Genomic DNA, 26,567 nt, shown 5'->3' with positions numbered 1-26,567 from the left:
CTGCTGTCCGCGCCAAGCAAGGACCCGGCAGCCCCTACTTCGCGGGGTTGTGCGTGCCGATCGGCACCAGGGTCAGGTCCGGGTGGTTCTTCTCGATCCGGCGCAGGGCCCAGACGTCGTTGAACAGGGCCAGGTATTCGCCGTCGGACCGCAGCAGCACCTCGGCGCCCGGCACGTTGGCCAGCGCAGGCATGGCGTCCGCCGTCGAAATTCTTGCCATGGAGTACGGGAGCCGTTCCAGGCGCATGGGCGCGCTGAAGTCGTGCGCCATGCGGTCCTCCACCACTTCGAACTGCATGGGGCCGACGGCGGCGAGCACCGGTGCCTGGTCTCCGCGGATGTCGGAGCGGAGCACCTGGATGACGCCTTCGTGTTCCAGCTGCTCAATGCCGCGGCGGAACTGCTTGAACCGGCTGGGGTCCTTGGAGCGGGCCACCTGGAAGTGTTCCGGGGCGAACAGCGGGATCGCGGGGAATTCCACGGGCTGCTCCAGGAACAGGCTGTCGCCCACCCGGAGCGATGAGGCGTTGACCAAGCCCACCACGTCGCCGGGGAAGGCTTCGTCGATGACCTCGCGTTCACGGCCGAACACCTGCTGGGCGTACTTGGTGGCGAACGACTTCCCGGTGCGGGTCTGCGTCACCACCATGCCGCGCTCGAACACGCCGGAGCACACTCGGATGAAGGCGACGTGGTCGCGGTGCGCCTTGTTCATGCCGGCCTGCACCTTGAAGACGAAGCCGGCGAACGGCGCGTCCACGGGGCGGGGGTCGCCGTCGACGTCGGGGCGGGGAGCCGCCGGCGGGGCGAAGTCCACCAGTGCGTCCAGGATTTCCTTGACGCCGAAGTTGAGGGCGGCGGAGCTGAACAGGATGGGCGTCGCCTTGCCTGCGTGGAAGGCGTCGACGTCGAACTCAAGGTTGGATTCGATCACCAGCCCGGCTTCGTCCACGGCGTTGGACCAGTCGTCGCCCTGGTTTGCGGCGGCCTCCTCCGGGGTGAAGTACTCGGTGAGGGCAATGTTGGCGCCGGCGTTGTTGCGCTGGAACCGGGCAAAGCGGTCGTTGCGGAGGTCCCACACTCCGCGGAAGTCACCGGAGATGCCCACGGCCCAGGTCAGCGGCATCGGCTGGAGGCCCGTGCGCTCGGTGATTTCGTCCATGAGCGCCAGCGCATCCAGGCCGGGCCTGTCCCATTTGTTGATCACGGTGATGATGGGCAAGTTGCGCTGCTTGCAGACCTCGAAGAGCTTCATGGTCTGCGTTTCCAGGCCCTTGGCCGCATCCACCAGCATCACGGCGCAGTCGACGGCTGCCAGGACACGGTAGGTGTCCTCGGAGAAATCGGCGTGGCCGGGGGTGTCAAGCAGGTTGATCACAGTGTCCCGGTAAGCGAACTGCAGGGCGGCGGAACTGATGGAGATGCCGCGGTCCTTTTCCATCTGCATCCAGTCCGAGACGGTTTCCTTGCGGTTGGCCTTGCCGCTGGACGCGCCGGCCGTACCGATCACCTTGGCGTGCAGCGCAAGCGCTTCAGTCAGGGTGGACTTGCCGGCGTCGGGGTGCGAAATGACCGCGAAAGTCCGACGCCGGGCCGCTTGTTTGTGAATCTCATGGACTCGGGCGGGGCTAAGGACTTCTTGAGACACGGTGCTACTTTCGCTGCGGCATGGAGGGCTTGTCAGGGATTCGAACGCGGGTGCTGAACTGCACTGGTCGGCCGGGCTGCTGAACTGACGCGATCAACGTGGGGCCGGCCGGTGCTGACTGTGCAGCCAAGGGTCCCAGTTTATCGCAGGGTGGGAGGAGACGCCGGTGGACTCCCAACTGGCCCCTGCCGGCGCCACCGTCCGGGCCGTCCGGGCGCATTTTCCGCGCATTCCAAATGGGCCACTTTGAGGCTTGTCCGTGCGGTTAATGCCCTCTTTGGCCCTAGGATGGAGCAGACGGGAAATTGAGTACTTTTGATCCTGCCGGCGGAATGGTAAAACCGGCATACCTGCAGGCAGCAGTCTGCACCTTTGAAGGGAAAATCTATGGCTCGGAGCCCTGAAGATTCGCTGAAGGCGACTCTGGGCAGAGTGGCTCCAGGCACCCCACTGCGGGATGGCCTGGAACGTATTCTTCGTGGACGCACCGGCGCGCTGATTGTCCTCGGCTCGGACCGGACCATCGAGTCCATCTGTTCCGGCGGATTCGACATCGGAATCGACTTCTCCCCGACGCGGCTGCGTGAACTCGCCAAGATGGACGGCGCCATCATCTGCGACAAGGACGCCGGCAACATCCTCCGGGCCGCCGTCCAGCTGGTTCCGGACTCGAGCATCGAAACCCAGGAATCCGGCACCAGGCACCGCACCGCCGAACGCGTCGCCATCCAGACCGGCGTCCCCGTGATTTCCGTCAGCCAGTCAATGCAGATCATCGCCCTCTACGTGAACGGGCTGCGCCACGTCCTGGAGGGCTCCGAGAAGGTCCTGGCCCGCGCCAACCAGGCACTGGCCACGCTGGAACGCTACCGCTCCCGCCTGGACCAGGTCACCAGCTCGCTCTCGGCCCTGGAGATCGAAGCCATGGTCACGGTCCGCGACGTCGCCGTGACACTGCAGCGCCAGGAAATGGTGCGCCGGATCTCCGAGGAGATCTCGCAGTACGTCCTTGAACTCGGCGAGGACGGGCGCCTGCTTTCGCTCCAGCTGGACGAGCTCACGGTGGGCCGCGGACCCGGCAGCGATGTGATCATCCGCGACTACGCCGGACCGAACGCGTCCCCGGAGGATATCGACGGCGCAGTCAGCGCCCTGCTCAACCTTGGCCCCACCGAGCTCATCGACCTCAGCAAGATCGCCGGCATCATCGGCTTCGCAGGCGGCGTGGACACGCTCGACGCTGTGGTGCAGCCGCGCGGCTACCGCCTCCTGTCCGGCCTCAAGGCCGTACCCAAGGCCGTGGCGGACCGGCTCGTTGACCACTTCGGCGGCCTGCAGTACCTGATGGCGGCCACCATCGACGACCTCATGACCGTGGACGGCATCGGCGACCAGCGCGCCCGCTCAGTCCGTGAGGGCCTGAGCCGGATGGCCGAAGCCAGCCTGCTGGACCGGTTCCTCTAAACACCTCATCGGTCCATCAGGGGGCTCAGTTAAGCTGGAAGACGGCTTTTGAACTGGACTTGGTCCCCAACCGGGCAACGAACATGTAATAGGCGCCGCCCGCACCGGGCTTGGCAGACACCGCACCGCAGCCTGGCACTGTCCGGTTGCGCTGCCACGGAAAGTTTGCGGTTTCACTCTGCCCCGGCGCGAGGGTTTTCACCAGGTCGCCGCTCTCGGACTGGCAGTCAACGGAGGAGAAGATCCGGTCGGAACCGCTGGTCACTGTGTACTCCATCTGGGACGTGCCCAGGTTTACCTCGCATGCGACCTTCCCGCCGTTGGTGACTTTCAGGGTGAGCAGCGGGTTCTCCCCCGCGGCATAGGCTGCTTTGTCGGTCGATGCCGAGACCGTCACCAGGCTCTGGTCGCAGGTGGGGGTCGCCGGGATGCTGGGGGTGGCCGAGGCGGAAGGTACGGGCGGGGCGGTTTCGCCGTCGGAACCGTTCCGGTTCGTGGCGGAGGCCTGTTCGGATGCGCCCTTCATGGCGCCGGACACGGCAGCGAATCCTCCCAGTGCCACCGAGAGGATAAGAAGCAGCACCAGGCCAACGAACAGCCTGCGACGGCGGTAGACGGCCGTCAAGGGCGGACGTCCTGATTGCCGGCCGGCGGTGCCCTTCGGTTTTGAACGGTTCTTTCCTGAAGTGCCTTGCCTGACCATCCTTCTAGGCTAGAGAACAGCGGGCGCATTGGGGCACCACCACGCCGGAAGGCGGACTGCGGGCAGGTATCCACTACAGTATTTGCATCAAAGCCTTAGCCGTACCCACTGCCACGCCCCCGGCGAGTCGCCCCGCGCTGCCGCCACTGGCCGCCCTCCACGGAGCCCTTGACACCTGGTTTGGGGCCACTGCCCGGGAGCTTCCATGGCGGGAGCCCGAGTGCTCCGCCTGGGGAGTCCTGGTCAGCGAGATCATGCTGCAGCAAACGCCGGTGGTCCGCGTTTTGCCCGTTTGGGAAGAATGGCTCAGCCGCTGGCCCACGCCCGCACACCTTGCCGCCGAAGCGTCCGGTGAGGCAGTCCGGCACTGGGGCAGGCTGGGCTACCCGCGGCGTGCCCTGCGCCTGCACGCGGCCGCCGTCGCAATCGTGGAAGAGCACGACGGCGAGGTTCCCGGTAACTACGCCGAGCTGCTGGAGCTTCCCGGTGTGGGCAGCTACACGGCAGCCGCCGTCGCGGCGTTCGCCTTCGGCCGCCGCGAGACGGTGGTGGACACAAATATCCGCCGCGTCCATGCGCGGCTCTTTTCGGGCACTGCGCTGCCGTCACAGTCGCTGACCGCGGCGGAGATGCGGCTGGCGGGGGAACTGCTGCCGGCCGACGTCGGGCTCTCCGTCCGCTGGAACGCGGCGGTCATGGAGCTGGGAGCGCTGGTGTGCACGGCGCGGGCGCCGAAGTGCGGTGACTGCCCCGTGCGGGGCGCCTGCGCGTGGCTGGCCGCGGGCGAGCCGCCGCCGTCGTATACGCCAAAGGGCCAGTCCTGGCACGGCACTGACAGGCAGGTGCGGGGCGCCGTGATGGCAGTCCTCCGCATGGCGGACGCGCCGGTGGCACCGGAAATGTTCCACCAGGCGCCCGCCGACCTTGGCTTTGAAGCGGACGGCATCGGCATCCCCCTCGCGGCGCTGCACCGGCTGAATTCCGCACCGGAACAGCTGGAGCGTGCCGTGGCGGGGCTCGTCAGCGATGGCCTGGCCGAGCTCCACCCGGGCGGCCTCAGGCTCCCCGCCTGAGGCCTGTCCGTCAAGGCGCGGATATGGTTCCCGCGGATGCTGGCGCCGCCGGCCTTGCCGGATCTACCCTGAAGCATGCGCAGCTTGGGCGTACTTCTCGCGGTGGTCACGACGTCGCTGATTCCGTCCGCGTGCCTGCCCGAGGCAGTGCCGTGTCCGGCGATCGCCCAGGCGCCTGTGGTGGCCCTGACAGTTGCGGCCAGCTATGCGCCCAGCGTCAAAGGCATCCATCTGAAAGCCTGCCAGGACGGTACGTGCCGGGAAGCCGACCTGGAACTCATGCCGGGCAGCGTATCCGTGGACCTGGGCTGCGAACCGGCGTCCGGCCCCGACGGGACATGTTCGGCAACGTCCTCGCCGGACGGCACGCTCCGGGGCATGCTGATGATGGATGTCCTGACGGAATCGCGGATTGACGCCACGGCCACAGGCACCTCCAGCGTCGGCGCGCCACTGCCTGAACGCAAACTGAGCTTCATGCCAAAGGCGGCCTACCCGTACGGGGAGCAGTGCGGGAAGTTCATCACGGCCGGCACAGTGCTGGACGCCGACGGCCTCCGGCAGGAAAGCTGACCAGCACAGCAGCCCCCGTCAGGGCTCCCCGAATCCTGCTTCCACCATGGCGCCGACGTACTCGACCGCCTTTGCGGCATCCGGCCCCCAGGCCTCGATGCGGAGGACCGATCCCTTGCCCGCGCCCAGGGTCATGAGGCCGGTCATGGAGGCGCCGTCCACGCCGTTGACTGTCACCTCGGCGTCCAGGCCCGCGAGTCCCCCGGCGATCTTCGCCGCCGGACGGGCATGCATGCCTGCCTGGTTGACCAGCTCGAAATCGCCAGTAGCTTCGGGCGGCCCCAGCGTCTCCGCTTCGCCAGGCGCCCCGGGTGCCGGGGCGCGCCGGACTGCCTCGGCGGCCTGCCTGACGGCGGCTGCGTCCGCCCCCGACTGCGCCGCGACGGCAGCCGCTACCAGGCCCTCGACCAAGGGCGCATCAGCCAACAGGACCGCGCCGGGATCCGCCAGGAACTCCACCGCCGATTCGGCGGTCATCACGGCGGAGCCGAGGTCGGTCAGCACCACGATGCCGTCTTCGCCGGCTGCCTGGTCCAGCGCGGCCATGACCTTTTCCAGGCTGGTGCCGATCCTGCCGTCGTCGGTTCCGCCGGCAGGCAGGATCACCACGTCGGGCGCCATTTGCGCGGCCAGCTCCACCGCGCCGTCGGCGATCTTTTCGCTATGGGACACCACCACCAGGCGGACCGTCATTCGGCCGCCCCGGCCGCGGCGCGCAGGATGAGGGCGGTGGAAACCGCCCCGGGGTCGCGGTGGCCCGCGCTGCGCTCCCCCAGGTAGCTGGCACGCCCCTTGCGTGCGATGAGCGGATCAGTGGCCACGGCACCGGCCTCCGCGGCTTCAGCCGCCGCGAGGAGGACCTTGAGGACGTCGCCGTCCCCTGCGGCGGCCGCCGCAGCTGCCGCGTCGACGGCGGGCGTCCAGGCGTCAACCATGGTTTTGTCCCCGGACTCCGCCTTGCCGCGGGCCACAACGCCGTCCCGGGCGGCCTGGATCGCGGCTGCCAGGGCCGAAGGGTCAATCTCGGCGACCTCGCCCAGCGAAGTGGAAGCACGCAGGAAGGCGGTGCCGTAAAGCGGGCCGGCTGCACCGCCCACCTTGGACATCAGGGCCATGGCCGTGAGCTTCAATGCCGCCCCCGGCGTGGCGGGCGGCGCCTCGGCAAGCTTCGCCATGACGGCCTTGAAGCCGCGGTCCATGTTTTCGCCGTGGTCGGAATCCCCGATGGCACGGTCCAGTTCAATCAGTTCCACCCGGTGGTCCGCCATGGCCTGCGCGGAAAGAGTCAGCCACCGTACGGCCCAGTCAACGTCCAGCCCCACGGTCAGACGCCCCAACGCAGCGCGGCGGTGTGGACCGGGGCATCCCAGAGACCGGTGAGTTCGTCGTCGAGCCGCAGCACCGTGATGGAGCAGCCCTGCATCTCCAGCGACGTGATGTAGTTGCCCACCAGCGAGCGCTCCACCGTCACGCCCCTGTCCGCCAGCACCTGCGCTGCGCGGCGGTACACGATGTAGAGCTCACTTTGCGGGGTTCCGCCCATGCCGTTCACGAACAGCAGCACTTTGTCTCCGGAGGCAATGCCCAGGTCGCTCAGGATCGGTTCAAGAAGGCGGTCGGTAATGGCATCGGCATTTTCCATGGGGATCCGGTGCCGGCCGGGCTCACCGTGGATCCCGATCCCGATCTCGATCTCGTTCTCTTCCAGGTCAAAGCTGGGCACGCCGGCATGCGGGACCGTGCACGCGGACAGCGCGACGCCCATGCTGCGGACGTTCTGGTTCACACGGTCTCCGATGGCCGCGACCGCATCCAGGTCGTCCCCACGTTCGGCCGCGGCACCGGCGATCTTCTCCACCAGGACAGTGCCGCCAACACCCCGCCGGCCGGCCGTGTACAGCGAGTCCTCCACGGCGACGTCGTCGTTGACCAGGACCGTGCGGATCTGCACGCCTTCGGCTTCCGCCATTTCGGCGGCCGTTTCGAAATTGAGGACGTCGCCGGTGTAGTTCTTGACGATGTGCACGACGCCGGCGCCGGAGTTCACGGCGAGCGTCGCCGGAATGATCTGGTCGGGCGTGGGCGACGTGAACACGGCGCCGGGTACCGCGGCGTCGAGCATTCCCATCCCAACGAATCCGCCGTGCAGGGGCTCGTGGCCGCTGCCGCCGCCGCTGACAAGGCCCACTTTCCCGGCCACCGGGGCGTCCTTGCGGGTAATGAATTTCGGCTCGGCGCTGACTGTGACGAGGTCCGCATGGGCAAGACCGAAGCCTTCCACGGACTCGTCCACTACGGCGCGGGGATCGTTGATCAGCTTCTTCATTGGAGTGCTCCCTGGAGTGTCCTGGCGGCTTTGTCTTGACCCTACTACCGCCACCCCGGCTACGGTAGCGCCTCCGCCAAACGGCAGTCAGCCGGGGGGTAAAGGAAAAGGGACAGCCCCCAATTGACTGTCCCTTTTCTTTCCCAGCTTGTGTTCCCAGCCCGCCTCAGCGCTTCCCGCTTGAGTCAGGCACGGAATCCGGCCACGCCGCGGCGCCTATGTGGAATGCCGACGCCTCACGGGGCCAGCTCAGTGGATCGCGTGCGGTCAGCGCCGTTGGCAGATCCATTTGAAACGCCGAAAAATCCGGAAAAATGGCGTGCTCGCGCATTTCAGTCCTTCGAGTGGTTCGGGGTTCGGGTTTTACTAAGCAAGCTTTAGTAACTTTATACATCGATTCGATATATGGGAAGACCCCAGAAGTCAGACATAATCGGGACGCGCCCGGGGAAGGACCTAGAGCGCCTTGATCATGCGCGTGTTTCCCAGCGTGTTCGGCTTCACCCTGGCAAGGTCCAGGAACTCCGCCACGCCCTCGTCGTGCGAGCGCAGCAGCTCGGAGTAAACCTCAGGGTCCACGGCCGTCTGGTCGGCCATGACGTCGAACCCGTGCTTCTTGAAGAAGGCCACCTCGAACGTCAGGCAGAACACCCGGGAGACGCCCAGCGCCTTGGCCTCCTCCAGGAGGCTTTCCACCAGGACATGGCCCACGCCCTTACCGCGCCAGGCGTCCGAGGCCGCCAACGTGCGCACCTCGGCCAGGTCCTCCCACATGACGTGCAGGGCGCCGCAGCCGATCACCTCGCCGTCGGCCGACTCCGCGATCCTGAACTCCTGCAGGCTTTCGTAGTAGGCCACCGTCTCCTTGGCCATCAGGATCCTCTTGTCCGCCAGCGGGGCCACGAGCCTCTTGATGGCAGTTACGTCGCTGGTGCGGGCAGGGCGGATGCGGAAAGTCTCAGTCACAGCCCCAATCTTACGGCGGCTCCGGCTCGGCTCGGCTCCACACTCACGTCCGCCCCACCTCCGCCTCGGAGCCTGCGACAATTACCGCGTGCTCGCTCCTTCGTCGCTTAGACGCACGCTACATAAATGCCCCAGCCTCCTTCGCCTAGAGCCCCAAGTCAGCGGGAAGCGGCAAGTCCTGGTCCAGCACGTTCTTCGCCAGGAAGTGCTCCACGACGCCGTACCAGACCTTGGCGTGCTGCGGCTGCAGGATCCAGTGGTTCTCGTCCGGGTAGTAGAGGAAGCGGTGGGGCGTCTCGCCGTTGTCGTCGGCTGCCAGCTGCGATTTGGACAGCAGTTCGTACCAGAGCCGCAGGCCCTCGCCGACAGGAACGCGGTAGTCCTTGTCTCCGTGGATCACCAGCATGGGCGTGCTGATCTTCCCGACGTGCAGGTGGGGTGAGTTGTCCAGTGCCATCTCGGCGGTCATTTCCTTGAGCCAGTACTGTGAGTCGTCCGTGGTTGGGCCGAACTGGTCAAGGGCCCACAGGCTGGCGTGGGTCACGATCGCGTCGAAGCGGTCCGTCTGGCCGGCCACCCAGTTGGCCATGTAGCCGCCGAAGGAGCCGCCCATCGCGGCTGTCCGCGATGCATCAATGTCCGGTCGTTTCACCGCGGCGTCGGTGATCTCCATGAGGTCCGTGTAGGGCGCTTTGCCCCACTGGCCCCAGCCCCGCTGGATGTAGGCCTGCCCGTACCCCGTGGAAAGGGCCGGGTCCGGCAAGAGCACTGCGTAGCCCTTGGCCACCAGCAGCCAGGGATTCCAGCGCCACGTCCAAGCGTTCCACGAGCCCAGGGGACCGCCGTGGATCCAGAGGAGCAGCGGTGCGGGGTTCTGCGCCGAGGCCCCTTCCGGCAGGGCCAAGTACGCAGGAACCCTCGACCTGTCGGCGGCAGTGGTTTCGAGGCGCTCGAGGGATCCTTGGATGCGTGGGCGCCCTGCCGGCGCCGGAAGCCGGGTGACGTCACCGGTCGCCAGGTCGATCCGGACTGCTTCCGGGGGAAATTCATAGGAACTGCGCAGGGCGTAGGCGCTCAGCCCGTCCGGCGAAACCACGACATCGGTGTAGGCCGCCGCGGCGCGGGTCACCCGGGTGACCTCCGCACCCTCGGCCCCGCCGCCGGCCCCCGCCCCGGCAGGGCTGACCCGGAAAACCGGGGACGCGCCGTCGTCGTCGGCCGTCACCAGCAGGGCGGAGCCGTCCGGCAGCCAGACCGCCTGGATGGCCCAGCGGTCCCAGTCCGCGGCAAGCGGACGGAGGCGGCTTTCCGCCGGCCCCTCCCCCGTCAGATCCAGCAGCTGAAGCCCGACTTGCGGCGCCTGGTGGGGCGTGGTGTCGGTTTCACTCATCACCACCAGCCTCCGGTTGTCCGGGCTCACCGGCCCGGCGAAATAACTTACGCCCTCGCGGTCCAGCAGGATCTGATGCGTCGCAGTGGCCACGTCGACGGCCACCAGGACCGAGCGGGAGTCCGCCTTGGCGAGGGGCTTGTTGAAGCTGGTGTAGACGGTTTTGCCGTCGGGGCTGACCACCGAATCGGCGTTGCGCAGCAATCCGGCCGCGTCCGCCGTCAGGTTGCGGAGCTCCAGCGGGGCGGCCGCGTCAACCGTTGCCGGCTTGCCGGGCTCCTTCTCCTCCCCAGGCTCCACGGCGAAAATCCGCGGCTGGTCCGGGCCCAGGTCCGCATCCCAGTAACGCACCGGGTACCCGCTGTGCAGGATGGCGGAGACCTTGTTGTCCTTGCGGTTCTTTCGCCGCGCCTCGTCCGCCTCCTCGTCGGCGGAGCCCGCGAGAACTGAGGCCGTAACGAAGGTGGCCGCGGAGTCCCCGGCCGACATCACGTGGCTGATTCCGCCAGCCCGCGAGTGCACAACACGGGCCTCGCCTCCGTCGGCCGGCAGCAGCCAGAGCGCGCTGACGGGGTCGGCGTCCGGGCTTTCGGGATCGGGCCGCGCCGACGTGAAGTAGAGGTCGCCGGTGGAGGCAAACGCAGCCCCGGCCTCGCCCTTGGCGCTGCGGGTGATCCGGCGGGCATGCTTCCCGCCCGCGGGATCCAATTCCCACAGGGCCGTTACATATTCGGTGCCCTTGCCGTTAAGTGTGGAAACAGTGGTCACCAACCGCTTTCCGTCAGGGCTCAGCGCAAGGCCACTCACCCGGGGGATGGCGAGATAGTGGTCGACGTCGTGAAATGGGGTCGCGGGTTGTTCGCTCAGGATCGCTGAGTCTTGGGAAGCCATGAGGAGATTCAACACCTGCTGTGCGCTGGATCACAGCAAGTTCACTACCGGTGAAACGGTACTTTCAGACCCCGACGGCGAGGCACGAACCTGGGAGCGGCGCTGACGGCCGAGACATTTGCCGGCGCCTCGCTCGTACCTCGCTTAGACGGCGCCTACACAAATGCCTGACCGCCACCGCCGCGTGTGGAGTCGCCGAGCCGCCCATCACAGAAGCGAAGGCATCGGTGGCATTTGTGTAGCTTGCGTCAAAGCGACGAAGGAGCAGCAAGCGGCAAATGTCGCCGGTGTCGAGCTGGAGGCGACGGACATGACAACGGCCCCGCCTTCCCTTGCGGGATGACGGGGCCGTTGGTTTGGTGCTTAGACGCTCGGGGCGATCTCGGGGATACGCGGCTTGGCGTTCCCTGCGAAGGTGAACTTGGCGTCGTCGCCTTCGCCGTCAACGTCCACCACCACGATGTCGCCCGGGTGGATCTCTCCGAAGAGGATCTTCTCGGACAGCTGGTCCTCGATCTCGCGCTGGATGGTGCGGCGCAGCGGCCGGGCACCCATGGCCGGGTCGTAGCCGCGGGTGGCCAGGAGCACCTTGGCAGCCTTGGTGAGTTCGATGCCCATGTCCTTGTCCTTGAGGCGCTTCTCCAGGCGGCCCACGAACAGGTCCACGATCTCGATGATCTCGTCCTGGGTCAGCTGCGGGAAGACCACAACGTCGTCAACACGGTTCAGGAACTCGGGGCGGAAGTGCTGCTTGAGCTCCTCGGTGACCCGGGCGCGCATCCGGTTGTAGCCGGTCTGCGTGTCCGTGCCGGACTGGAAGCCCGTGGCAACACTCTTGGAAATGTCCCGCGTTCCAAGGTTCGTGGTCATGATGATCACGGTGTTCTTGAAGTCCACAACGCGCCCCTGGGAGTCGGTCAGTCGGCCGTCTTCCAGAATCTGCAGCAGTGAGTTGAAGAGGTCCGCGTGGGCCTTCTCAACTTCGTCGAACAGGACCACGGAGAACGGACGGCGGCGGACCTTTTCGGTCAGCTGCCCGCCTTCTTCGTACCCGACGTAGCCCGGAGGGGCACCGAAGAGGCGCGAAACCGTGTGCTTCTCGGAGTATTCGGACATGTCCAGCGTGATGAGGGCGTCCTCTTCACCGAACAGGAACTCGGCGAGGGCCTTGGCGAGCTCGGTCTTGCCGACGCCGGTGGGGCCGGCAAAGATGAACGAGCCGCCGGGACGCTTCGGGTCCTTCAGGCCGGCACGGGTGCGGCGGATGGCCTGCGACAGGGCCTTAATGGCCTCATTCTGGCCAACGACGCGCTTGTGCAGTTCGTCTTCCATCTTCAGCAGGCGCGAGGACTCTTCCTCGGTCAGCTTGAACACCGGGATGCCCGTGGAGTTCGCCAGCACCTCGGCGATGAGATCCTCATCCACCTCGGAGATGTCGTCCATGCCGCCGGTCTTCCAGTGGCGTTCCTTCTCTGCCCGCTCGGCAATGAGCTTCTGCTCCTTGTCGCGCAGCGAAGCGGCGCCTTCGAAGTCCTGCGCGTCAATCGCGGACTCCTTCTCCATCTTGAGTTCGGCGATGCGCTCGTCCATGGCCTTCAGCTCCGGCGGAGCGGTCATGCGGCGGATGCGCAGGCGTGCGCCGGCTTCATCGATGAGGTCGATGGCCTTGTCCGGCAGGAAGCGGTCCGAGATGTAACGTTCGGACAGGTTGGCTGCCGAGGCGAGGGCGCCGTCGGTGATGGTCACGCGGTGGTGCGCCTCGTAGCGGTCACGCAGGCCCTTGAGGATCTCGATCGCGTGCGCAACCGAAGGCTCCTTGACCTGGATCGGCTGGAAACGGCGCTCCAGCGCTGCGTCCTTCTCGATGTGCTTGCGGTATTCGTCCAGCGTGGTGGCGCCGATGGTCTGCAGCTCACCGCGGGCCAGCATGGGCTTCAGGATCGAAGCTGCATCGATGGCGCCCTCGGCTGCACCGGCACCCACCAGGGTGTGGATTTCGTCGATGAACAGGATGATGTCGCCGCGGGTGCGGATCTCCTTGAGGACCTTCTTCAGGCGCTCTTCGAAGTCACCGCGGTAGCGGGAGCCTGCCACGAGGGAGCCAAGGTCCAGCGTGTAGAGCTGCTTGTCCTTGATGGTCTCCGGGACATCGCCGCGCACGATCGCCTGGGCGAGGCCCTCGACGACGGCGGTCTTGCCGACGCCGGGTTCACCGATGAGGACGGGGTTGTTCTTGGTGCGCCGCGACAGGACCTGCATGACGCGTTCCATTTCCTGTTCGCGTCCGATGACAGGGTCCAGCTTGTTCTCGCGCGCGGCCTGGGTCAGGTTGCGGCCGAACTGGTCCAGGACCACGGATCCGGCAGGCGTGCCTTCCGGCTGGCCGGGGCCGACTCCTGCGCCGGTGGTCTCCTTGCCCTGGTAACCAGAGAGGAGCTGGATCACCTGCTGGCGGACCCGGTTGAGGTCCGCTCCGAGCTTCACCAGCACCTGGGCCGCCACGCCTTCACCCTCGCGGATGAGCCCCAGCAGGATGTGCTCCGTGCCGATGTAGTTGTGGCCCAGCTGCAGCGCTTCGCGGAGCGAGAGCTCCAACACCTTCTTGGCGCGCGGAGTGAAGGGGATGTGGCCGGACGGGGCCTGCTGGCCCTGGCCGATGATCTCCTGCACCTGCTCGCGTACGCCGTCGAGCGAAATGCTCAAGGACTCCAGAGCTTTGGCGGCAACGCCTTCACCCTCATGGATCAGACCCAAGAGGATGTGTTCAGTACCGATGTAATTGTGGTTCAGCATGCGTGCCTCTTCTTGGGCAAGCACAACTACGCGACGGGCACGGTCCGTAAATCGCTCAAACATTTCGCCACACTCCTAGCTACGACGTACTTTGATGCTACGTGGCAGACCCCGACTTGTGGAGCGTGTTCGCCACAGGGGAAACCCGGGAAGGTTGCGCAGCTTGGGTCGACCTGCCGGAGGCTGCCCCGACAGTGCCCCGCCGGCGGAATTCCGCCCGGGAATCCGACGAAGTGATGGCCCCCAAGTTTCAGCACTTTGACCACAGGGCCGCGTATTGCTTTGAATGCCGTCCGGAATCAGGCCAACTGCCGGCCCATTTGCCGCGGACCCCGACAGAGCATGCTCCGAAGCGTAATAACCGGAAATATCCGGACTCTTTACGGGATGCCCCAACCCCCGCGGTTCCGCTATTCAAATGGCAATGCCCCCGCCAGTTGGCAGGGGCATTGCTTTTGCGCGCAAAACTGCGTCGATGCTAGGAATTAGCCTTCTGGTAGGCTTCCTGAATTTCAGCCTGGATGCGGCCGCGGCTGTTAACCGCATAGCCATTCTCCCTGGCCCACTGACGAATCTGTGCAGAGTCCTGGTTCCTGCCGCCTGAGACCTTTGTACGGGTGGCGCGGCCGGTGGACGTCTTGCGGGCGCTGGAAACAAACCGCTCCAAGGAGGAGCGGAGTTCTGCAGCATTGGCCGCCGACAGGTCAATTTCGTAACTGACGCCGTCAAGGCCAAATCGGACAGTTTCGTCCGCGGTTCCCCCATCCAGATCATCTACGAGGATGATTTTTACTTTCTGTGCCATAAAAATTCTCTCTTTTGGAAAGGACGGGTATGCAGAAAAGCAGGATGTATCAGTAAAAAGTATCCCTCTTATTATGGCAACACGTCAAAGCGGCAAAAGGTTCCTGTGAATGGTGGGCAGGAATTAGCAGGAAGTATTAGTTTGTGCTTGATCCATTGCCAGCATTGGTGCCGGTATTGGGTGAGCCATTCGGTCCATGATTGGATTCGCCGCCGTGCGCGTCGGCCTCAGCCTGTGCGCGTGCCTCGGCCTGCCGTTCGGACTTGTCCGCATTAAAGATCGATTTCATGGCAAACCAGAACAGCAACCCGACAACAAGGGACGGCAGGAGGACTGCTACATACTCCACGGTCAGTGTCCTTCGGGCTTCAGGAGCGGGAAGAGGATGGTTTCGCGGATGCCGGCCCCGGTGAACAGCATCACCAGGCGGTCGATGCCCAGCCCGATGCCGCCCATGGGCGGGGCGCCGTACTCCAGCGCCCGGAGGAAATCCTCATCCAGCTGCATGGCCTCCACGTCGCCGGCTGCGGCGTGCCTGGACTGCTCGGTGAGGCGTTCACGCTGGATCACGGGGTCGATGAGCTCAGAGAACGCGGTGCCGCGTTCCATGCCGCCGATAATCAGGTCCCAGGCCTCGATCAGCCGGTCGTCGTCGCGGTGCTGGCGGGCGAGCGGCTGCGCCGATGGCGGGTAGTCGTAGACGAACGTCGGGTTCAGCAGCGTGGGTTCCACTATTTCGCCGAACAGTTCAACGGCCAGCTTCTCGGCATCCCACTTGGGATCCACTTTGACGTCATGCTTGGCCGCCACGGCACGCAGTTCTTCCACAGTGGTGTCCGGCGTGATTTCCTGGCCCACGGCCTCGGAGAGACCCGGGTAGACAGCAAGCCAGGCCCATTCGCCGTCGAGGTTGATCTCCCCGGCTTCGGTCTGGAGGGTCCGTCCCACACCCGCGGCGTCGGCGGCGTCCAGGATGATTTCCTTGATCCGGTCCGCCATCACGAACTGGTCGGCCCAGGCCTCGTAGCATTCCAGCGTGGTGAACTCGGGGCTGTGCGTGGAGTCCACGCCTTCGTTGCGGAACACCCGGCCCATGTCGTAGACACGGTCGATGCCGCCCACCACGGCGCGCTTGAGGTACAGCTCGGTGGCGATGCGCAGGGTCATCTTCTGGTCGAAGGCGTTCATGTGGGTCTCGAACGGCCGGGCCAGGGCACCGCCGTGGACCAGCTGCAGCATCGGGGTTTCCACCTCGACGTAGTTGCGGCGGTGCAGGCTCTCTCGGATGGAGCGGGTGATGGCGGCGCGGGTGTAGACCATCTCGCGGGCCTCGTCGCGGACCATCAGGTCAACGTAACGCTGGCGGACGCGGGTTTCCTCGTTGAGGCCGGCGTGCAGCACGGGCAGCGGACGCAGCGCCTTGGACGCCATGGACCAGGAGTCGGCCATGACGGACAGCTCGCCGCGGCGGGAGGAAATGACCTCGCCCTGGATGAACACGTGGTCACCCAGGTCCACCAGGGCCTTCCATTCAGCCAGGGCCTCTTCGCCCACGTTGGCCAGGCTCAGCATCGCCTGCAGCCGGGTGCCCTTGCCGTCCGTGCCGCCTTCCTGGAGGGTGGCGAAGCACAGCTTGCCGGTGTTGCGGATGAACACGATCCGGCCCGTGACGCCGACAGTGTCCCCGGTGGTCTCGTCGGCTTCGAGGTGCGCGTACTTTTCGCGGATCTCACTGAGGGAATGTGTGCGCTCAACACCCACCGGATAAGCCTCGACGCCGCGTTCAATCAGCTTGGCGCGCTTCTCCATGCGGATGCGCATCTGCTCGCTGGCGTCCGCCGGCTCGGCAGCATTGGTCGGGGTGGGGGTGTTTTGGGAAGTCACAGTCCCTAAGTTTACCGGGAGTTCAGCAGCATGGTTTTTCCCGCCGCCATGATCCCCCTCACCTCGCCGTTTTCGCCCGGACGAGCCGGGCCGAGCGGCCTCGGGAGGGGAATAGACTCGAAGCTGTGGAGACTCGGACCATCAGGACGGACGACGGCGAAGGGCACCTTGAGGTGCACTCCTTCAGCCCTGTTGTGGCCCCTCCGCGGCCGCAGCGGCCGGTGACCCGGACGCCCCGGCGCAACCCGGCGTCGTCGTGGTTCACGGAACCCTGGTGACGGATGCCCTCTACGGCCCCTTCGCCATGAAGCTTGCCCGCCTCCTGGGGCGGCCGGTGCACACTTACAACCGCCGTGGCCGTGCGGGCTCCTCGGAACAGCCGGGAGGATATTCCGCGGCCACCGAAGTCGGCGACCTTGCCGCTGTCCTCCGATCCACTGGTTCCACTGACGTGGCGGCCCACAGCTATGGGGGATTCGTGGCGCTGCAGGCCGCCCGGACCGGGCTGATCCGGCGGCTGGTGACTTATGACGCGGCTGTCTCCGTCGCTGGCAGCCTCAGCCGCCGGTGGCGCCCTGAACTGGAGCAAACCATGGCGGCCGGCCAGCTGGACCACGCCTGGGCGCATCTGGTCCAGGGCCTGGAAACGGCCGGCCCGGTCTCCAAACTCCCGCTCGGGGCGCTGCGCATGCTGAGCATCCTGTCCGCCCGGACCCGCCTGGGCGCCGAGATGCGGCAGCTGCTGCCCACCGCCCTCGCCGAAATGCAGGCCGTGCTCAAGGCCGACGCCGAGCTCCAGGACTTCACCGGCATCACCACCCCCACCCTGATGCTCAGCGGCGGCTGGAGCCCGGCGTACTTTGCCGAAACCGGCCGCCAGCTCGCCGCGGCGGTGCCGGCAATCGACTTCGCACTGGTCCCGGGGCAGCTCCACGAGGGGCCGCTCCGTCCGGGCCACCGCCTGGCGCTCACCACCGCAAGGTTCCTGGCCGACGACGTCGGGCTGCGGCTCCGGCGCATCCGGGCCGCCAGGCACCCGCTGGGCCACCGCTTTAGGATGGGCCCGTGATGGAAAAGCACCAGTGAAGGAATGGGCAGCAGTAAAGCAGCAGGCCGTACCCACGCACGACGGCGGCCGGCTTGCTCTCTACAGCTACGGCACGGTGGATGCCCCCGGCGAGAGGCGGGTCGTGGTGATCGGCGGGGCATTCCTCACGGCACTGATTTACCGGCCGTTTTCGGAAGCCCTGGCCAAAGGCCTCGGCGACGGCTGGGCGGTGGACGTGTATGACCGGCGCGGCCGCGGTGACTCCACACCGCAGCCGCCGGACTATTCCATGGCCACCGAGATCGCCGACGTCCGGACCATCATGGACACCACCGGCGCCCGCAACCTCTTTGGCCACAGCCTGGGCGGCTCGGTGGCCCTGAACGCTGTCCAGGAGTTCGCCGGAACACGGCACCAGCCGGACAAACTCGCGGTCTACGACGCTGCAGTCAATATCGACGGCAGCGTGGACACGTCATGGCTGGACAGTTTCGAACGCTCGGTCAATGCCGGCAACGTCCCCCATGCACTGGCCAAGCTCAAGAAGGGCATGCAGCCCGGCACAGCCCTGGCCAGAATCCCCGAGCCGGTCCTCGCCGGGCTGATGGCGCTGGTGTCTCGGACCAAAGTGAACCGTTTGTTCAAGGAGCTCATGCCCAGCGGGGTGGGTGAGCTCAAGGCCGCGTTCGACGAAGCCGACCACGCCCGCGATTTCTCCGTGCTGCCGCCGAACACCAGGTTCATGGTGGGCGCCAAGAGCCCCAGCTACTACAACGTGACGGCGGAACTGCTGCACCGGGCCGTGCCCGGCAGCGCCTTCCAGGTCTCGCCCAAATGCGTCCACGCCTCCATTCCCGCCGCGGTCAAGGAGCTGGTGGAGGACATCTCCGCTTACTTCAAGGGCTGACGCCCTGTGGGCCTTGTGACGCCCGGCTGCTGTGCGGTTCCAGCCGCCACAGGTAGGCTCGGAACATGACGCGCGAGAACATCACAACACCCGACGGCGGAACGCTGGAGCTGTACACCACGGGCGCCGAGCTGGCCTCGGCAGGCTCGGGCGTCGTCGTCGTGCAGGCTTCAATGGTCACCGCCGCGGACTACACCCGCTTTGCCCAGAAGCTGAGTGCTTCACTGGGTCGGCCGGTGCACACGTTCAACCGGCGCGGCCGCGGCGAATCGTCGCCGCAGCCCGGGGACTACACGCTGGATGTAGACATCAGGGACCTCGATACCGTCATGAAGCACACGGCCAGCACGGACGTCTTCGGCCATAGCTTCGGCGGCGCGGTTGCTCTGCACGCGGCGCGCACGCTTCCGGTTGAACGGCTCGCCGTCTACGATCCTGCCGTGTCCGTCAACCACAGCGTCAAGGCTGACTGGATCTCCGAATACGAACGCGCGACGGCGGCCGGCGACGACGACCGCGCCCTCGCCGTGCTGGTCAGGGGTCTCGAGACGGGCGGGGCCCTGTCCTCACGGATGCCGCTTTCGATGCTGACGCTCGCCAACAAGCTCATCGCCGGGACGCCCATCGGCAAACAGCACCGCGACCTGATGAAGACCGGCGTCCGGGAGATCAAGGCGATCATCGCCGCGGACATGCCGGCCGAGCCTTTCCTGGCGCTGCCCCTCGAGACCCTCATCATTGTCGGCGAAAAGAGCCCGGCCTACTTCGGCATCGCATGCGGGCAGATCCACGACGTCCTCTCAGGTTCCAGCTACACCATCCTGCCCGGGTCAGGGCACGACGGCGTCAACAGGGCGCCAGACAAGCTGATCACCGAACTGAGCGAGTTCTTCGCCGGCTGACGTTCCTTACAGGCCCCAACGCGCCAAGGGACGCTTCGGGCCTTCCCGCGAAGGAACCCCGGGTTCCATATATTGAGATCGAAATCTCAACATATGATCTATCGCTCTAGACTGCCGATCATGAGCAATAGCGACTCCAACTTGCAGCCCTTTGTCGACTGGAACTGGTGCGCGGGCAACGCAGGGCGGTTCGTTCTCGTGGATACCCGCTGGTACCTGGACGGGTCCTCGGGGAAGGACGCCTACGATGCCGGCCATATCCCGGATGCCGTCTTCGTCGACATGGATCAGTGGCTCTCCGGGCCAGCTTCGCAAGAAGCCGGGAGGAACCCGCTGCCCGATCCCGAAGTGTTTGCCCAGGGGATGCGGGAAGCCGGCATAAATGACTCAGACACCGTGATCGCCTACGACGACGCGGGCGGGGTCATCGCGGCCCGACTTGTCTGGATGCTCCGATCCACGGGCCGCAGCGCCGCGATCCTGAACGGGGGTATCGCCAGCTATCCAGGACAACTCGCCAAGGATGCCCCGCAAATAAGGGAGGGAGAATTCTCGGCCCATGCATGGCCTAAGAGCCTGCTTGCCGATATCTCGGAGGCGTCGTCTGATCAGTACAAGGTGGTGGACGCGAGGAATCGTGACCGCTTCGACGGGTGCCAAGACCCTGTGGACCCCCGCCCCGGGCATATACCCGGTGCCGTGAATGTTCCCTGCCGCGAGAACCTCGACTCCTCAGGAAGACTGCTGCCCGAGGACCAGCTACGCGCGAATTTCGAGCGTGCGGGAATTGTCTCCGCCCAGGACACCATTGCATATTGCGGATCCGGAGTGACTGCCTGCCACAACCTGCTGGTCCTGGAGCAACTGGGGGCGGGGAGAGGCAGGCTGTTCGTCGGCGGCTGGTCGCAGTATGGACACGCCACGGACAGGCCTGTCGAGACGGCCTGACCCGGGCGTTAGTGGGCGGCCGGGGCGGGGTGCTCCGCACCGGCCGTCTTGCGCATCATGGCGGAAAGCACGACGGCGGCGACGGCTATGATGGCTGCCGTCAGGAACGCCGCGTGCATGCCTGCGACGATGCCTGACGCTGCCGACACCACGGCGTAGATCGACACCAGCAACGCCGTCCCGGCGGCACCGGCCACCTGCTGCAGTGTGCTCATGATCGCCGATCCGTGCGAGTAGAGGTGCGGCGGCAGCGGGTTGAGCCCGGTGGTGAACGCCGGGGTAAACAGGAGCGCCAGGCCAAAGCTCAGGGCCACGTGAAGCGCCACGATCCACCACACGGCGGACTCGGCATTCAGCATGGAAAACTGCCACAGCGACAGCACCATCAGGACGGAGCCGGAAACTGTCAGCGGCAGCGGGCCCACCTTGTCGAACAGGCGCCCGATGAACGGCCCGAGGAGACCCATCGCCAGGCCGCCGGGAAGGAGCGCCAGGCCGGTTTCGAGCGACTTCAGTCCGCGGATCTCCTGCAGGTAGAGCGGCAGCAGGATGACGGCACCGAACAGGGCCACCATCGCCACCACCATCAGCAGCACTGACACCGTGAACATGCGGAAGTTGAATGCCCGCAGGTCCAGCAGCGGAGCGTCCTTTTTTTGCAGCCTCAGTTGGCGGAACACGAAGGCGAGCATGGCCACCACGCCAATGGCCAGGGCCGCCACCGCGGGCGCGCCGGGTCCGCTTTGTCCGCCGTGGCCGCCGCCGATCTGGCTGAGGCCGTAAACCACGCCGCCGAACGCAGGCATGGTCAGCAGCACCGACAGGAAGTCCAGCCTGGTCTTCTCGGATTCGCCGACGTTCGTGAGGAAGCGGGCGCCGATGGCGAAGGCCGCGAGGGCAACGGGCAGCACAAAGACGAACATAAAGCGCCACGTGAAGTGCTCAAGGATCAGACCGGACACCGTTGGCCCCATTGCCGGTGCCACGGAGATCGCGATGCTCACGTTGCCCATAACGGCGCCGCGGCGTTCCGGCGGAACGAGGGTGAGGATGGTGGTCATCAGCAGGGGGAGCATGATGGCTGTGCCGCCGGCCTGCACAATTCGGGCCAGCAGCAGCACTTCGAAGCCGGGGGCCAGTGCGGCCAGGAGTGTGCCGCCGGAGAACAGCCCCATTGCCAGCATGAACACGGCCCGGGTGGAGAGAGTCTGCAAAATGAACCCGGTGGTGGGGATCACCACGGCCATCGTGAGCATAAAGCCCGTGGACAGCCACTGCACGGTGGGCGCGTCAACACCGAGGTCAACCATCAGCCGCTGGAGTGCGACGTTCATGATGGTTTCGTTGAGGATCACCACGAAGGTGGCAACCAACAGCGTGGTGATGATGGTGACCGATTCACGGGACATCTTCACCGGGGCAGCTGCCGGCGCCCCTGCTGCTGCCTGGCTCCGTGCTGGGTCGCCGTGGGCGTTGGAAGAGACGTCTGTAGACATGGGGATTCCCTCAGGGAGATGCGATGTGGTTTCCGGCGAGCGTCGTCGCTGCAGATTCCAACAGTGTATCCCCAGGGTAATTCCCGTCATTAGAGAAAAGCGGCGGAGAAGCCGGAAATTTCCCGTGTCAGGAGCTCAGCGGCACGTTGTCGATGAGCCGGACCGGCCCCACCTTCGCCGCAATGATGGCCAGGCCTTCGCCGCGGAACGGTGTCTCCTTGCAGTTCTCGGCCAGGGGCTCCAGCGTGTCCGGGTCCACCACGTCGAAGTAGTCCAGCCCCACCAAAGGCTGGGACTCCACCAGCGCCTGTGCTGATTCCAGGTCAAGCGGTTCGTGGGCATTCGCCCGTTCCTCGAGGAGCCGAAGGGCCCGGGACAGGACCAGGGCGGCCTCGCGTTCCTCGCCGGAAAGGAACCTGTTCCGGCTGCTCAGGGCCAGACCGCCCTCGGATCGGACCGTCGGCACAGCCACGATTTCCACGGGGAAATTCAGGTCCGCCACCATTCGCCGCACCAGCGTCAGCTGCTGGGCATCCTTCTGGCCAAAGTAGGCGCGGTAGGCAGGCTGGCCAGCGACGGTGCCGGTCACGAAGGCGCCGCGGCCCGAAAGCCCGGCACCCGGAAACCCGTAGTGCAGCAGCTTGGCCACCACGGTGAGCGCGCCGTCGAAGTGCCCGGGGCGGGAAGCGCCTTCCCATTTCTCGGCGAGGCGGCCCGCGGTCACCCGGACCAGCGGTTCGCCCCCGGGATAGACCTCGTCCACCGGCGGCACGAACACCAGGTCCACACCCTCTGCATCGAGCAGCTCCATGTCCGCCTCCAGGGTCCGCGGGTAGCGGTCCAGGTCCGCGGCCTCGCCGAACTGCAGCGGATTGACGAAGATGCTGGCCACCACAACGTCGTTCTGTTCGACGGCGGTGCGCGCCAGCATGGCGTGCCCTTCGTGCAGGGCGCCCATGGTGGGAACAAGACCCTGGGATGCGCCCTGTTTCTCCGTCAGCAGCCGCGCGCTCTCGGCCCGCAGCGCCGCCGCGGTGGTTACGACTTTGATCGCCAAGTCAGTCTCCTTCAGTGGCCTGCGGCCCGTCATTTCCTGTGCCCTCCAGGGCCGCGCGGATCGCATTCAGCTGATCCGGCTTCAGCAGTCCGCGGCTCCCGGCGCGGCTCGCGGTGGCCCGCGCCATGGCCAGGTAGGCCTCCAGAATATCGCCGCCGGCACCGGCGTCGTGCTCGCGCAGGGCTTCGGCATGGGCGGCGACCGTGCCAACATCGCCGCGGGCCACGGGGCCGGTCAGGGCTCCTTCGCCGGAGGCCAAGGCGTTCTCCAGCGTGGCACGAAGGAGCGGCCCCAGCATGCGCTCGGGCGCCTCAACCCCCACCTCGCGGAGCAGCTGCGAGGCCTGCGCCACGAGGGTGACCAGATGGTTCGAGCCGTGCGCCAGGGCGGCGTGGTACTGCGTGCGGTCACCTTCGGCGATGACCACCGGCTCGGCGCCCATCTCCACCACAAGGGCCTGGGCGATGGGGAGCATGGCGGCATCCGCCGTGACGCCGAACGTGCAGTCCAGCAGGCGGGTGAGGTCCAGGCTCATGCCGGTGAAGGTCATGGCCGGGTGCAAGGCGAGCGGGACCGCGCCTGCGGCCCGCACCGGATGCAGGATTCCGACGCCGAAGCGGCCGGACGTGTGCGCCACGAGCTGTCCGGGTTGCCAGGCCCCGAGTTTCGCCAGGCCCTTGACGAGTCCGCCGAGGGCATCGTCCGGTACGGCCAGGAGCACCAGCTCGGCCCGTTCCACGATGTCCTGCACGTCGAGCACCGGAACGCCGGGCAGCAGGGTTTCGGCTCGTTCCCGGCTCGCGTCCGAGACCGCTGAAACGCCGACGACGGCGTGTTCGGCAGCGCGGAGCGCCGCACCGAGGACGGCACCCACTTTGCCGGCACCGATGATTCCGACGCCGAGGCGTCCTGGCTTAGCCATGTTGCGGGTCCTCCTGGTAGTTCTGTCGGTTACCGGGCTGCCCCGGGAGATCGGATGTCCCTGGGGATCAAGCTTTCCGGGATCCGCGGTTTCGGCGGGCCCTGTTTCGCTCCCCAGCCGCTCCCTAACCTCGCGAGCTCGGTCAGGGAATCCTGCGGCCGTGGGCCCAGCCTCAACCACCGGATGCTCAACCGCCACCGCCGGGGCGACCTGCGCAAGCCACTGTTCGCTGGTCTGGCGCTTGCGCGCTTCCCGCGCGCGGGCGGCCTGGGCATCGAACAGGGTCCGGGCTTCGTCCAGGCCGGCCTGGATGAGTCGCGGCGACACGGGGCCCGCGGTGGTGTGCAGGACAAGGTCGGCCACACGGAAGCGCCGTGCCAGCGGCCCCTGCTGCAGGGCCATCGACTGCGTGCGCTGGTGGGGAACAACAACCAGCTCACGCCACAGGCGGCCGGAACGGAGCAGCAGCGCGGTGTCCGTGGCGGTGAAGCCGTTGCGGCGCCAGCCCAGCGGAGCCAGCAGCCGCACCCGGCGCGGACTGGTGACGAACCCGCCGTCGGGCTCCACTGCTGTGACGGCCTCCGAAGCCGGCGCGGCGGCCGGCTGCCTTGCCGGAATCTTCCGGTCTGCGGGAGCGAGCCCGGTCAGTCCGGCGGTAAAGACGCGTGCCGGATCCGGGGTTCCCGGATCCGGGAGCACCAGCGACAGCATGCTCATGACGTCCGCCAGCACACCCACCGGTAGGAGGGTGGTGCGGGAGGCGCCCTCACCGTTGCTGCCGGGGCCGCCGTAGCCGGCCGCATTGACCTGCATCCGGTACCAGCCGAAGATCCGCCACAGCGGCGGCTGCGTAATTTTCAGCGCCTGGATCCGGCCGGGCGGAAGGGTCTGCGCCTGTGTATCCAGCAGCCCGTAGCGGAGACGGATGCCGTCCGGCGAGATGGCGGCAGTGAAGTTGTAGCCCTTGTTGAAGGACCCCCAGTAGGCGGCGGCCAGGCCCAGGGCGGCGGGGATCAGGTAGAAGTAGAAGCCGCGGTTCTCGGTGACGGCGGACAGCACCACGGACGCGACAGCGCCCAGCACCACAAAGAAACTCTGCTCGCTCAGGAGCAGCGAACCGACCAGGCGCGACGGCGGGACAGACAGGACCGGAAATTCCGGCGCCTCGGGCGGGGCTTCTTCGGGGCGCTCCGGGTCGGGTTCCAGCCCCGCCGCCCGTGCCAGGATGGTGGCCCGCAGCTGGCGGGCGTCGCCGATCCGGAGGTAGGCCAGGCGCACGGCTGATTCGCCGGCGTCGGCCACCTCGAACTTGAGTTCGGCCAGGCCGAAGATCCTGGCGAGCAGCGGCTGGACGATGTCGATGGCCTGGACGCGGTCAAGCCGGGCCTGGCGCTGTTGCTTGAACAGGAAGCCGGTGTTCACGCGGACATAGCCCTCGGCAACCTGGTAGCGGGTGAAATACCACGTCAGGATGAACCCCAGCACGGACAGCACCAGGACCAGCCCGCCGCCCGCAACCAGGAACGGCACCCGTCCGGAATACGCCTCGTCCAGGAGAGGCCGGCCTTGCAGCAACCGTTCGAAAGTGTCACGGCCGAAGAAAAAGCCGATGGCGGCAAGCGCCACCCAGCCCCGGATGAACGGTGACGCGGGATGTACCCGCAGCCACTCGCCGTCGGGCTTAACGGAAACCGGTCCCGCTCCGTCGGCGGTCACGGGGTGGTGAGAGGTCACGGGATGGTCAGAGGTCACAGCCCGGCCAGCCGTGCCGCGCCGCGGGCCGAAAGCTGTTCGCGGAGCCTGGCCCCTTCGTCGGCGGGCAGGCCGGGAATCTCGGCGTTGGTGCCGGCCGAGGCGGTGTGCAGTTTCAGGGTGCACAGGCCCAGGCCGCGTTCCACCGGGCCTACGCCGATGTCCACGTACTGCATCCGGCCGTACGGAACCACCATTGCGCGCTGGAAGAAGATACCGCTGCGAATCAGGAGGTCGTCATCGCGCTCAGCGTAGCCGATGGCCCGGACCTGCCGCGGGATGAGCGCGAGCCGCCAGAGGGCCAGCACCAGCATGACCGCCGGAACCGTAACGGCCAGCCAGAGCGGCGGCCACGTCCACCAGCCCAGCAAGGTGAAAACCAGAGGCAGCGAAAACAGCGCCACGGCAATCAGGTTTCCGGCCGCCCACCCGACCAGTCGGACGGTCACGTACTTTGGCGAAACGCGGAGCCAGGCGATGCCCGGCGGGTCAATCGCCTCGGTAGGCATATTCGCCCTCCCCCTTGGGTTTGCGGGCGCCCCGTCCGGGCAGCCCCGGGGTGCCTTCGGCATCGCCGTCCTCCGGCGGGATCCGGCAGAAGCGTTCCACTACCAGTCCCACAATGATCATGGCCAGGCCGCCGCCGGCCATGGAGAGCGTAAGCCAGGTGATCCCCTGGTCGCTGCGCAGGTTCCACAGCCGCAGCAGGTCCAGGAAAATCCCCGCATGCCAGCCCAGCAGCACCGTTCCGGTGTACGCACAGGCCTGGGCGAGGACCAGGGTCCAGGCAGCCAGGATGGGGTTCAGCATTTTCTTCTTCTTGCCGTTCCGCCAGCGCAGCACACGGATCCCCAAAACCAGGGTGAGCGCAACGATCACCCCCATGGTCACCAGGGCAGTCTGGGGCAGCACCGGGGTGGCCATGCTGTAGCGGGTGGCCATGACCGTTGCGAACCATCCGGCAATGGCCAGGATCAGCCCCACCACGGTCAGCAGGAACGGGTTGATGGGTTTCACGG

At 66.6% G+C, this 26,567-nt stretch carries 24 protein-coding genes and 1 pseudogene; 8 read left to right on the top strand and 17 right to left on the bottom strand.

Translation table 11 applies throughout. The features are described from left to right. Window positions 1-34: 34 nt before the first annotated feature. Entirely contained in the window at window positions 35-1,648 is a 1,614-nt protein-coding gene (locus FCN77_RS00970) for a peptide chain release factor 3 (protein WP_137320736.1), read from the bottom strand. A 387-nt stretch (window positions 1,649-2,035) separates the two neighbouring features. On the opposite strand from FCN77_RS00970, the gene disA reads away from it, so the two are divergent. After that, window positions 2,036-3,112, top strand: a complete 1,077-nt coding sequence (disA, locus tag FCN77_RS00965; protein WP_137320735.1) for a DNA integrity scanning diadenylate cyclase DisA — start codon at window positions 2,036-2,038, stop codon at window positions 3,110-3,112. A gap of 25 nt (window positions 3,113-3,137) precedes the next feature. On the opposite strand, the gene FCN77_RS00960 is transcribed toward disA, so the two are convergent. Further along, window positions 3,138-3,815 (bottom strand): hypothetical protein, encoded by a 678-nt coding sequence (locus tag FCN77_RS00960; protein ID WP_137320734.1) that lies wholly within the window; start codon window positions 3,813-3,815, stop codon window positions 3,138-3,140. A 254-nt stretch (window positions 3,816-4,069) separates the two neighbouring features. Between FCN77_RS00960 and FCN77_RS00955 the strand changes: the two genes are divergently transcribed. Both FCN77_RS00955 and FCN77_RS00950 read left to right on the top strand, forming a co-directional pair. Beyond that, on the top strand, window positions 4,070-4,888 hold the full coding sequence (locus FCN77_RS00955) for an A/G-specific adenine glycosylase (RefSeq protein ID WP_254678790.1): 819 nt from the start codon (window positions 4,070-4,072) through the stop codon (window positions 4,886-4,888). A gap of 75 nt (window positions 4,889-4,963) precedes the next feature. Continuing rightward, window positions 4,964-5,461 (top strand): hypothetical protein, encoded by a 498-nt coding sequence (locus FCN77_RS00950; RefSeq protein ID WP_137320732.1) that lies wholly within the window; start codon window positions 4,964-4,966, stop codon window positions 5,459-5,461. 18 nt (window positions 5,462-5,479) lie between these two features. Here FCN77_RS00950 and dhaM read toward each other — a convergent pair whose 3' ends face one another. The 9 genes from dhaM to lysS all read right to left on the bottom strand — a co-directional run bounded on the left by dhaM (window position 5,480) and on the right by lysS (window position 16,516). Further along, window positions 5,480-6,154, bottom strand: coding sequence for a dihydroxyacetone kinase phosphoryl donor subunit DhaM (gene dhaM / locus FCN77_RS00945; RefSeq protein ID WP_137320731.1), 675 nt, complete (start codon window positions 6,152-6,154; stop codon window positions 5,480-5,482). Then, window positions 6,151-6,783, bottom strand: coding sequence for a dihydroxyacetone kinase subunit DhaL (gene dhaL, locus FCN77_RS00940; protein WP_137320730.1), 633 nt, complete (start codon window positions 6,781-6,783; stop codon window positions 6,151-6,153). Before dhaL ends, dhaM begins: the two co-directional genes overlap by 4 nt. 2 nt (window positions 6,784-6,785) lie before the next feature. Then, complete coding sequence (gene dhaK / locus FCN77_RS00935; RefSeq protein ID WP_137320729.1) at window positions 6,786-7,787, bottom strand: dihydroxyacetone kinase subunit DhaK; 1,002 nt, start codon at window positions 7,785-7,787, stop codon at window positions 6,786-6,788. A gap of 456 nt (window positions 7,788-8,243) precedes the next feature. Next, window positions 8,244-8,753 carry an amino-acid N-acetyltransferase gene (locus tag FCN77_RS00930; protein ID WP_137320728.1) on the bottom strand — a complete coding sequence of 170 codons (510 nt, stop codon included), beginning with the start codon at window positions 8,751-8,753 and terminating at the stop codon, window positions 8,244-8,246. Window positions 8,754-8,898: 145 nt separating this feature from the next. Beyond that, a complete protein-coding gene (locus tag FCN77_RS00925; RefSeq protein ID WP_175417098.1) occupies window positions 8,899-11,034 on the bottom strand; it encodes a prolyl oligopeptidase family serine peptidase in 2,136 nt (711 codons plus the stop codon). 363 nt (window positions 11,035-11,397) lie between these two features. After that, window positions 11,398-13,890, bottom strand: a complete 2,493-nt coding sequence (locus FCN77_RS00920) for an ATP-dependent Clp protease ATP-binding subunit (RefSeq protein WP_137320726.1) — start codon at window positions 13,888-13,890, stop codon at window positions 11,398-11,400. A gap of 415 nt (window positions 13,891-14,305) precedes the next feature. Next, window positions 14,306-14,632: an Lsr2 family protein gene (locus FCN77_RS00915; protein WP_137320725.1), complete on the bottom strand. Its 327-nt coding sequence runs from the start codon at window positions 14,630-14,632 to the stop codon at window positions 14,306-14,308. 136 nt (window positions 14,633-14,768) lie between these two features. Beyond that, a complete protein-coding gene (locus FCN77_RS00910) occupies window positions 14,769-14,981 on the bottom strand; it encodes a hypothetical protein (RefSeq protein ID WP_137320724.1) in 213 nt (70 codons plus the stop codon). Between the two features lie 2 nt (window positions 14,982-14,983). Then, the gene (gene lysS / locus FCN77_RS00905) at window positions 14,984-16,516 is read right to left on the bottom strand and encodes a lysine--tRNA ligase (RefSeq protein WP_137320723.1); all 1,533 of its coding nucleotides are present in this window, start codon (window positions 16,514-16,516) and stop codon (window positions 14,984-14,986) included. A 125-nt stretch (window positions 16,517-16,641) separates the two neighbouring features. On the opposite strand from lysS, the gene FCN77_RS26520 reads away from it, so the two are divergent. The 5 genes from FCN77_RS26520 to FCN77_RS00885 all read left to right on the top strand — a co-directional run bounded on the left by FCN77_RS26520 (window position 16,642) and on the right by FCN77_RS00885 (window position 20,321). Next, entirely contained in the window at window positions 16,642-16,794 is a 153-nt protein-coding gene (locus tag FCN77_RS26520) for a hypothetical protein (RefSeq protein WP_254678789.1), read from the top strand. Continuing rightward, window positions 16,773-17,585, top strand: coding sequence for an alpha/beta fold hydrolase (locus tag FCN77_RS00900; RefSeq protein ID WP_254678788.1), 813 nt, complete (start codon window positions 16,773-16,775; stop codon window positions 17,583-17,585). Before FCN77_RS26520 ends, FCN77_RS00900 begins: the two co-directional genes overlap by 22 nt. Window positions 17,586-17,598: 13 nt before the next feature. Then, window positions 17,599-18,471, top strand: coding sequence for an alpha/beta fold hydrolase (locus FCN77_RS00895; protein WP_137320722.1), 873 nt, complete (start codon window positions 17,599-17,601; stop codon window positions 18,469-18,471). Between the two features lie 65 nt (window positions 18,472-18,536). Further along, window positions 18,537-19,373, top strand: a complete 837-nt coding sequence (locus FCN77_RS00890; protein WP_137320721.1) for an alpha/beta fold hydrolase — start codon at window positions 18,537-18,539, stop codon at window positions 19,371-19,373. Between the two features lie 120 nt (window positions 19,374-19,493). Next, a complete protein-coding gene (locus FCN77_RS00885; protein WP_137320720.1) occupies window positions 19,494-20,321 on the top strand; it encodes a sulfurtransferase in 828 nt (275 codons plus the stop codon). 8 nt (window positions 20,322-20,329) lie between these two features. Here FCN77_RS00885 and FCN77_RS00880 read toward each other — a convergent pair whose 3' ends face one another. From FCN77_RS00880 to FCN77_RS00855, 6 genes and pseudogenes are all read right to left on the bottom strand, one after another. Further along, window positions 20,330-21,817 carry a DHA2 family efflux MFS transporter permease subunit gene (locus tag FCN77_RS00880; protein WP_137320719.1) on the bottom strand — a complete coding sequence of 496 codons (1,488 nt, stop codon included), beginning with the start codon at window positions 21,815-21,817 and terminating at the stop codon, window positions 20,330-20,332. A 127-nt stretch (window positions 21,818-21,944) separates the two neighbouring features. Next, window positions 21,945-22,874 carry a pantoate--beta-alanine ligase gene (locus FCN77_RS00875; RefSeq protein ID WP_137320718.1) on the bottom strand — a complete coding sequence of 310 codons (930 nt, stop codon included), beginning with the start codon at window positions 22,872-22,874 and terminating at the stop codon, window positions 21,945-21,947. A 1-nt stretch (window position 22,875) separates the two neighbouring features. Beyond that, entirely contained in the window at window positions 22,876-23,796 is a 921-nt protein-coding gene (locus tag FCN77_RS00870; RefSeq protein ID WP_137324580.1) for a Rossmann-like and DUF2520 domain-containing protein, read from the bottom strand. 201 nt (window positions 23,797-23,997) lie between these two features. Next, window positions 23,998-25,512, bottom strand: a pseudogene (locus FCN77_RS00865) (PH domain-containing protein); the annotation flags it as partial. Between the two features lie 32 nt (window positions 25,513-25,544). After that, complete coding sequence (locus FCN77_RS00860; protein WP_137320717.1) at window positions 25,545-26,057, bottom strand: PH domain-containing protein; 513 nt, start codon at window positions 26,055-26,057, stop codon at window positions 25,545-25,547. Next, the gene (locus tag FCN77_RS00855) at window positions 26,038-26,565 is read right to left on the bottom strand and encodes a DUF3180 domain-containing protein (protein WP_137320716.1); all 528 of its coding nucleotides are present in this window, start codon (window positions 26,563-26,565) and stop codon (window positions 26,038-26,040) included. The genes FCN77_RS00860 and FCN77_RS00855 overlap by 20 nt, the downstream gene beginning before the upstream one ends. Window positions 26,566-26,567 lie beyond the last annotated feature (2 nt).

This window comes from Arthrobacter sp. 24S4-2 (assembly GCF_005280255.1).
In the GTDB taxonomy this organism is placed as follows: domain Bacteria; phylum Actinomycetota; class Actinomycetes; order Actinomycetales; family Micrococcaceae; genus Arthrobacter.
The sequence above is the reverse complement of the archived record's forward strand: the minus strand, read 5'-3'. Positions and strand labels throughout refer to the sequence as shown.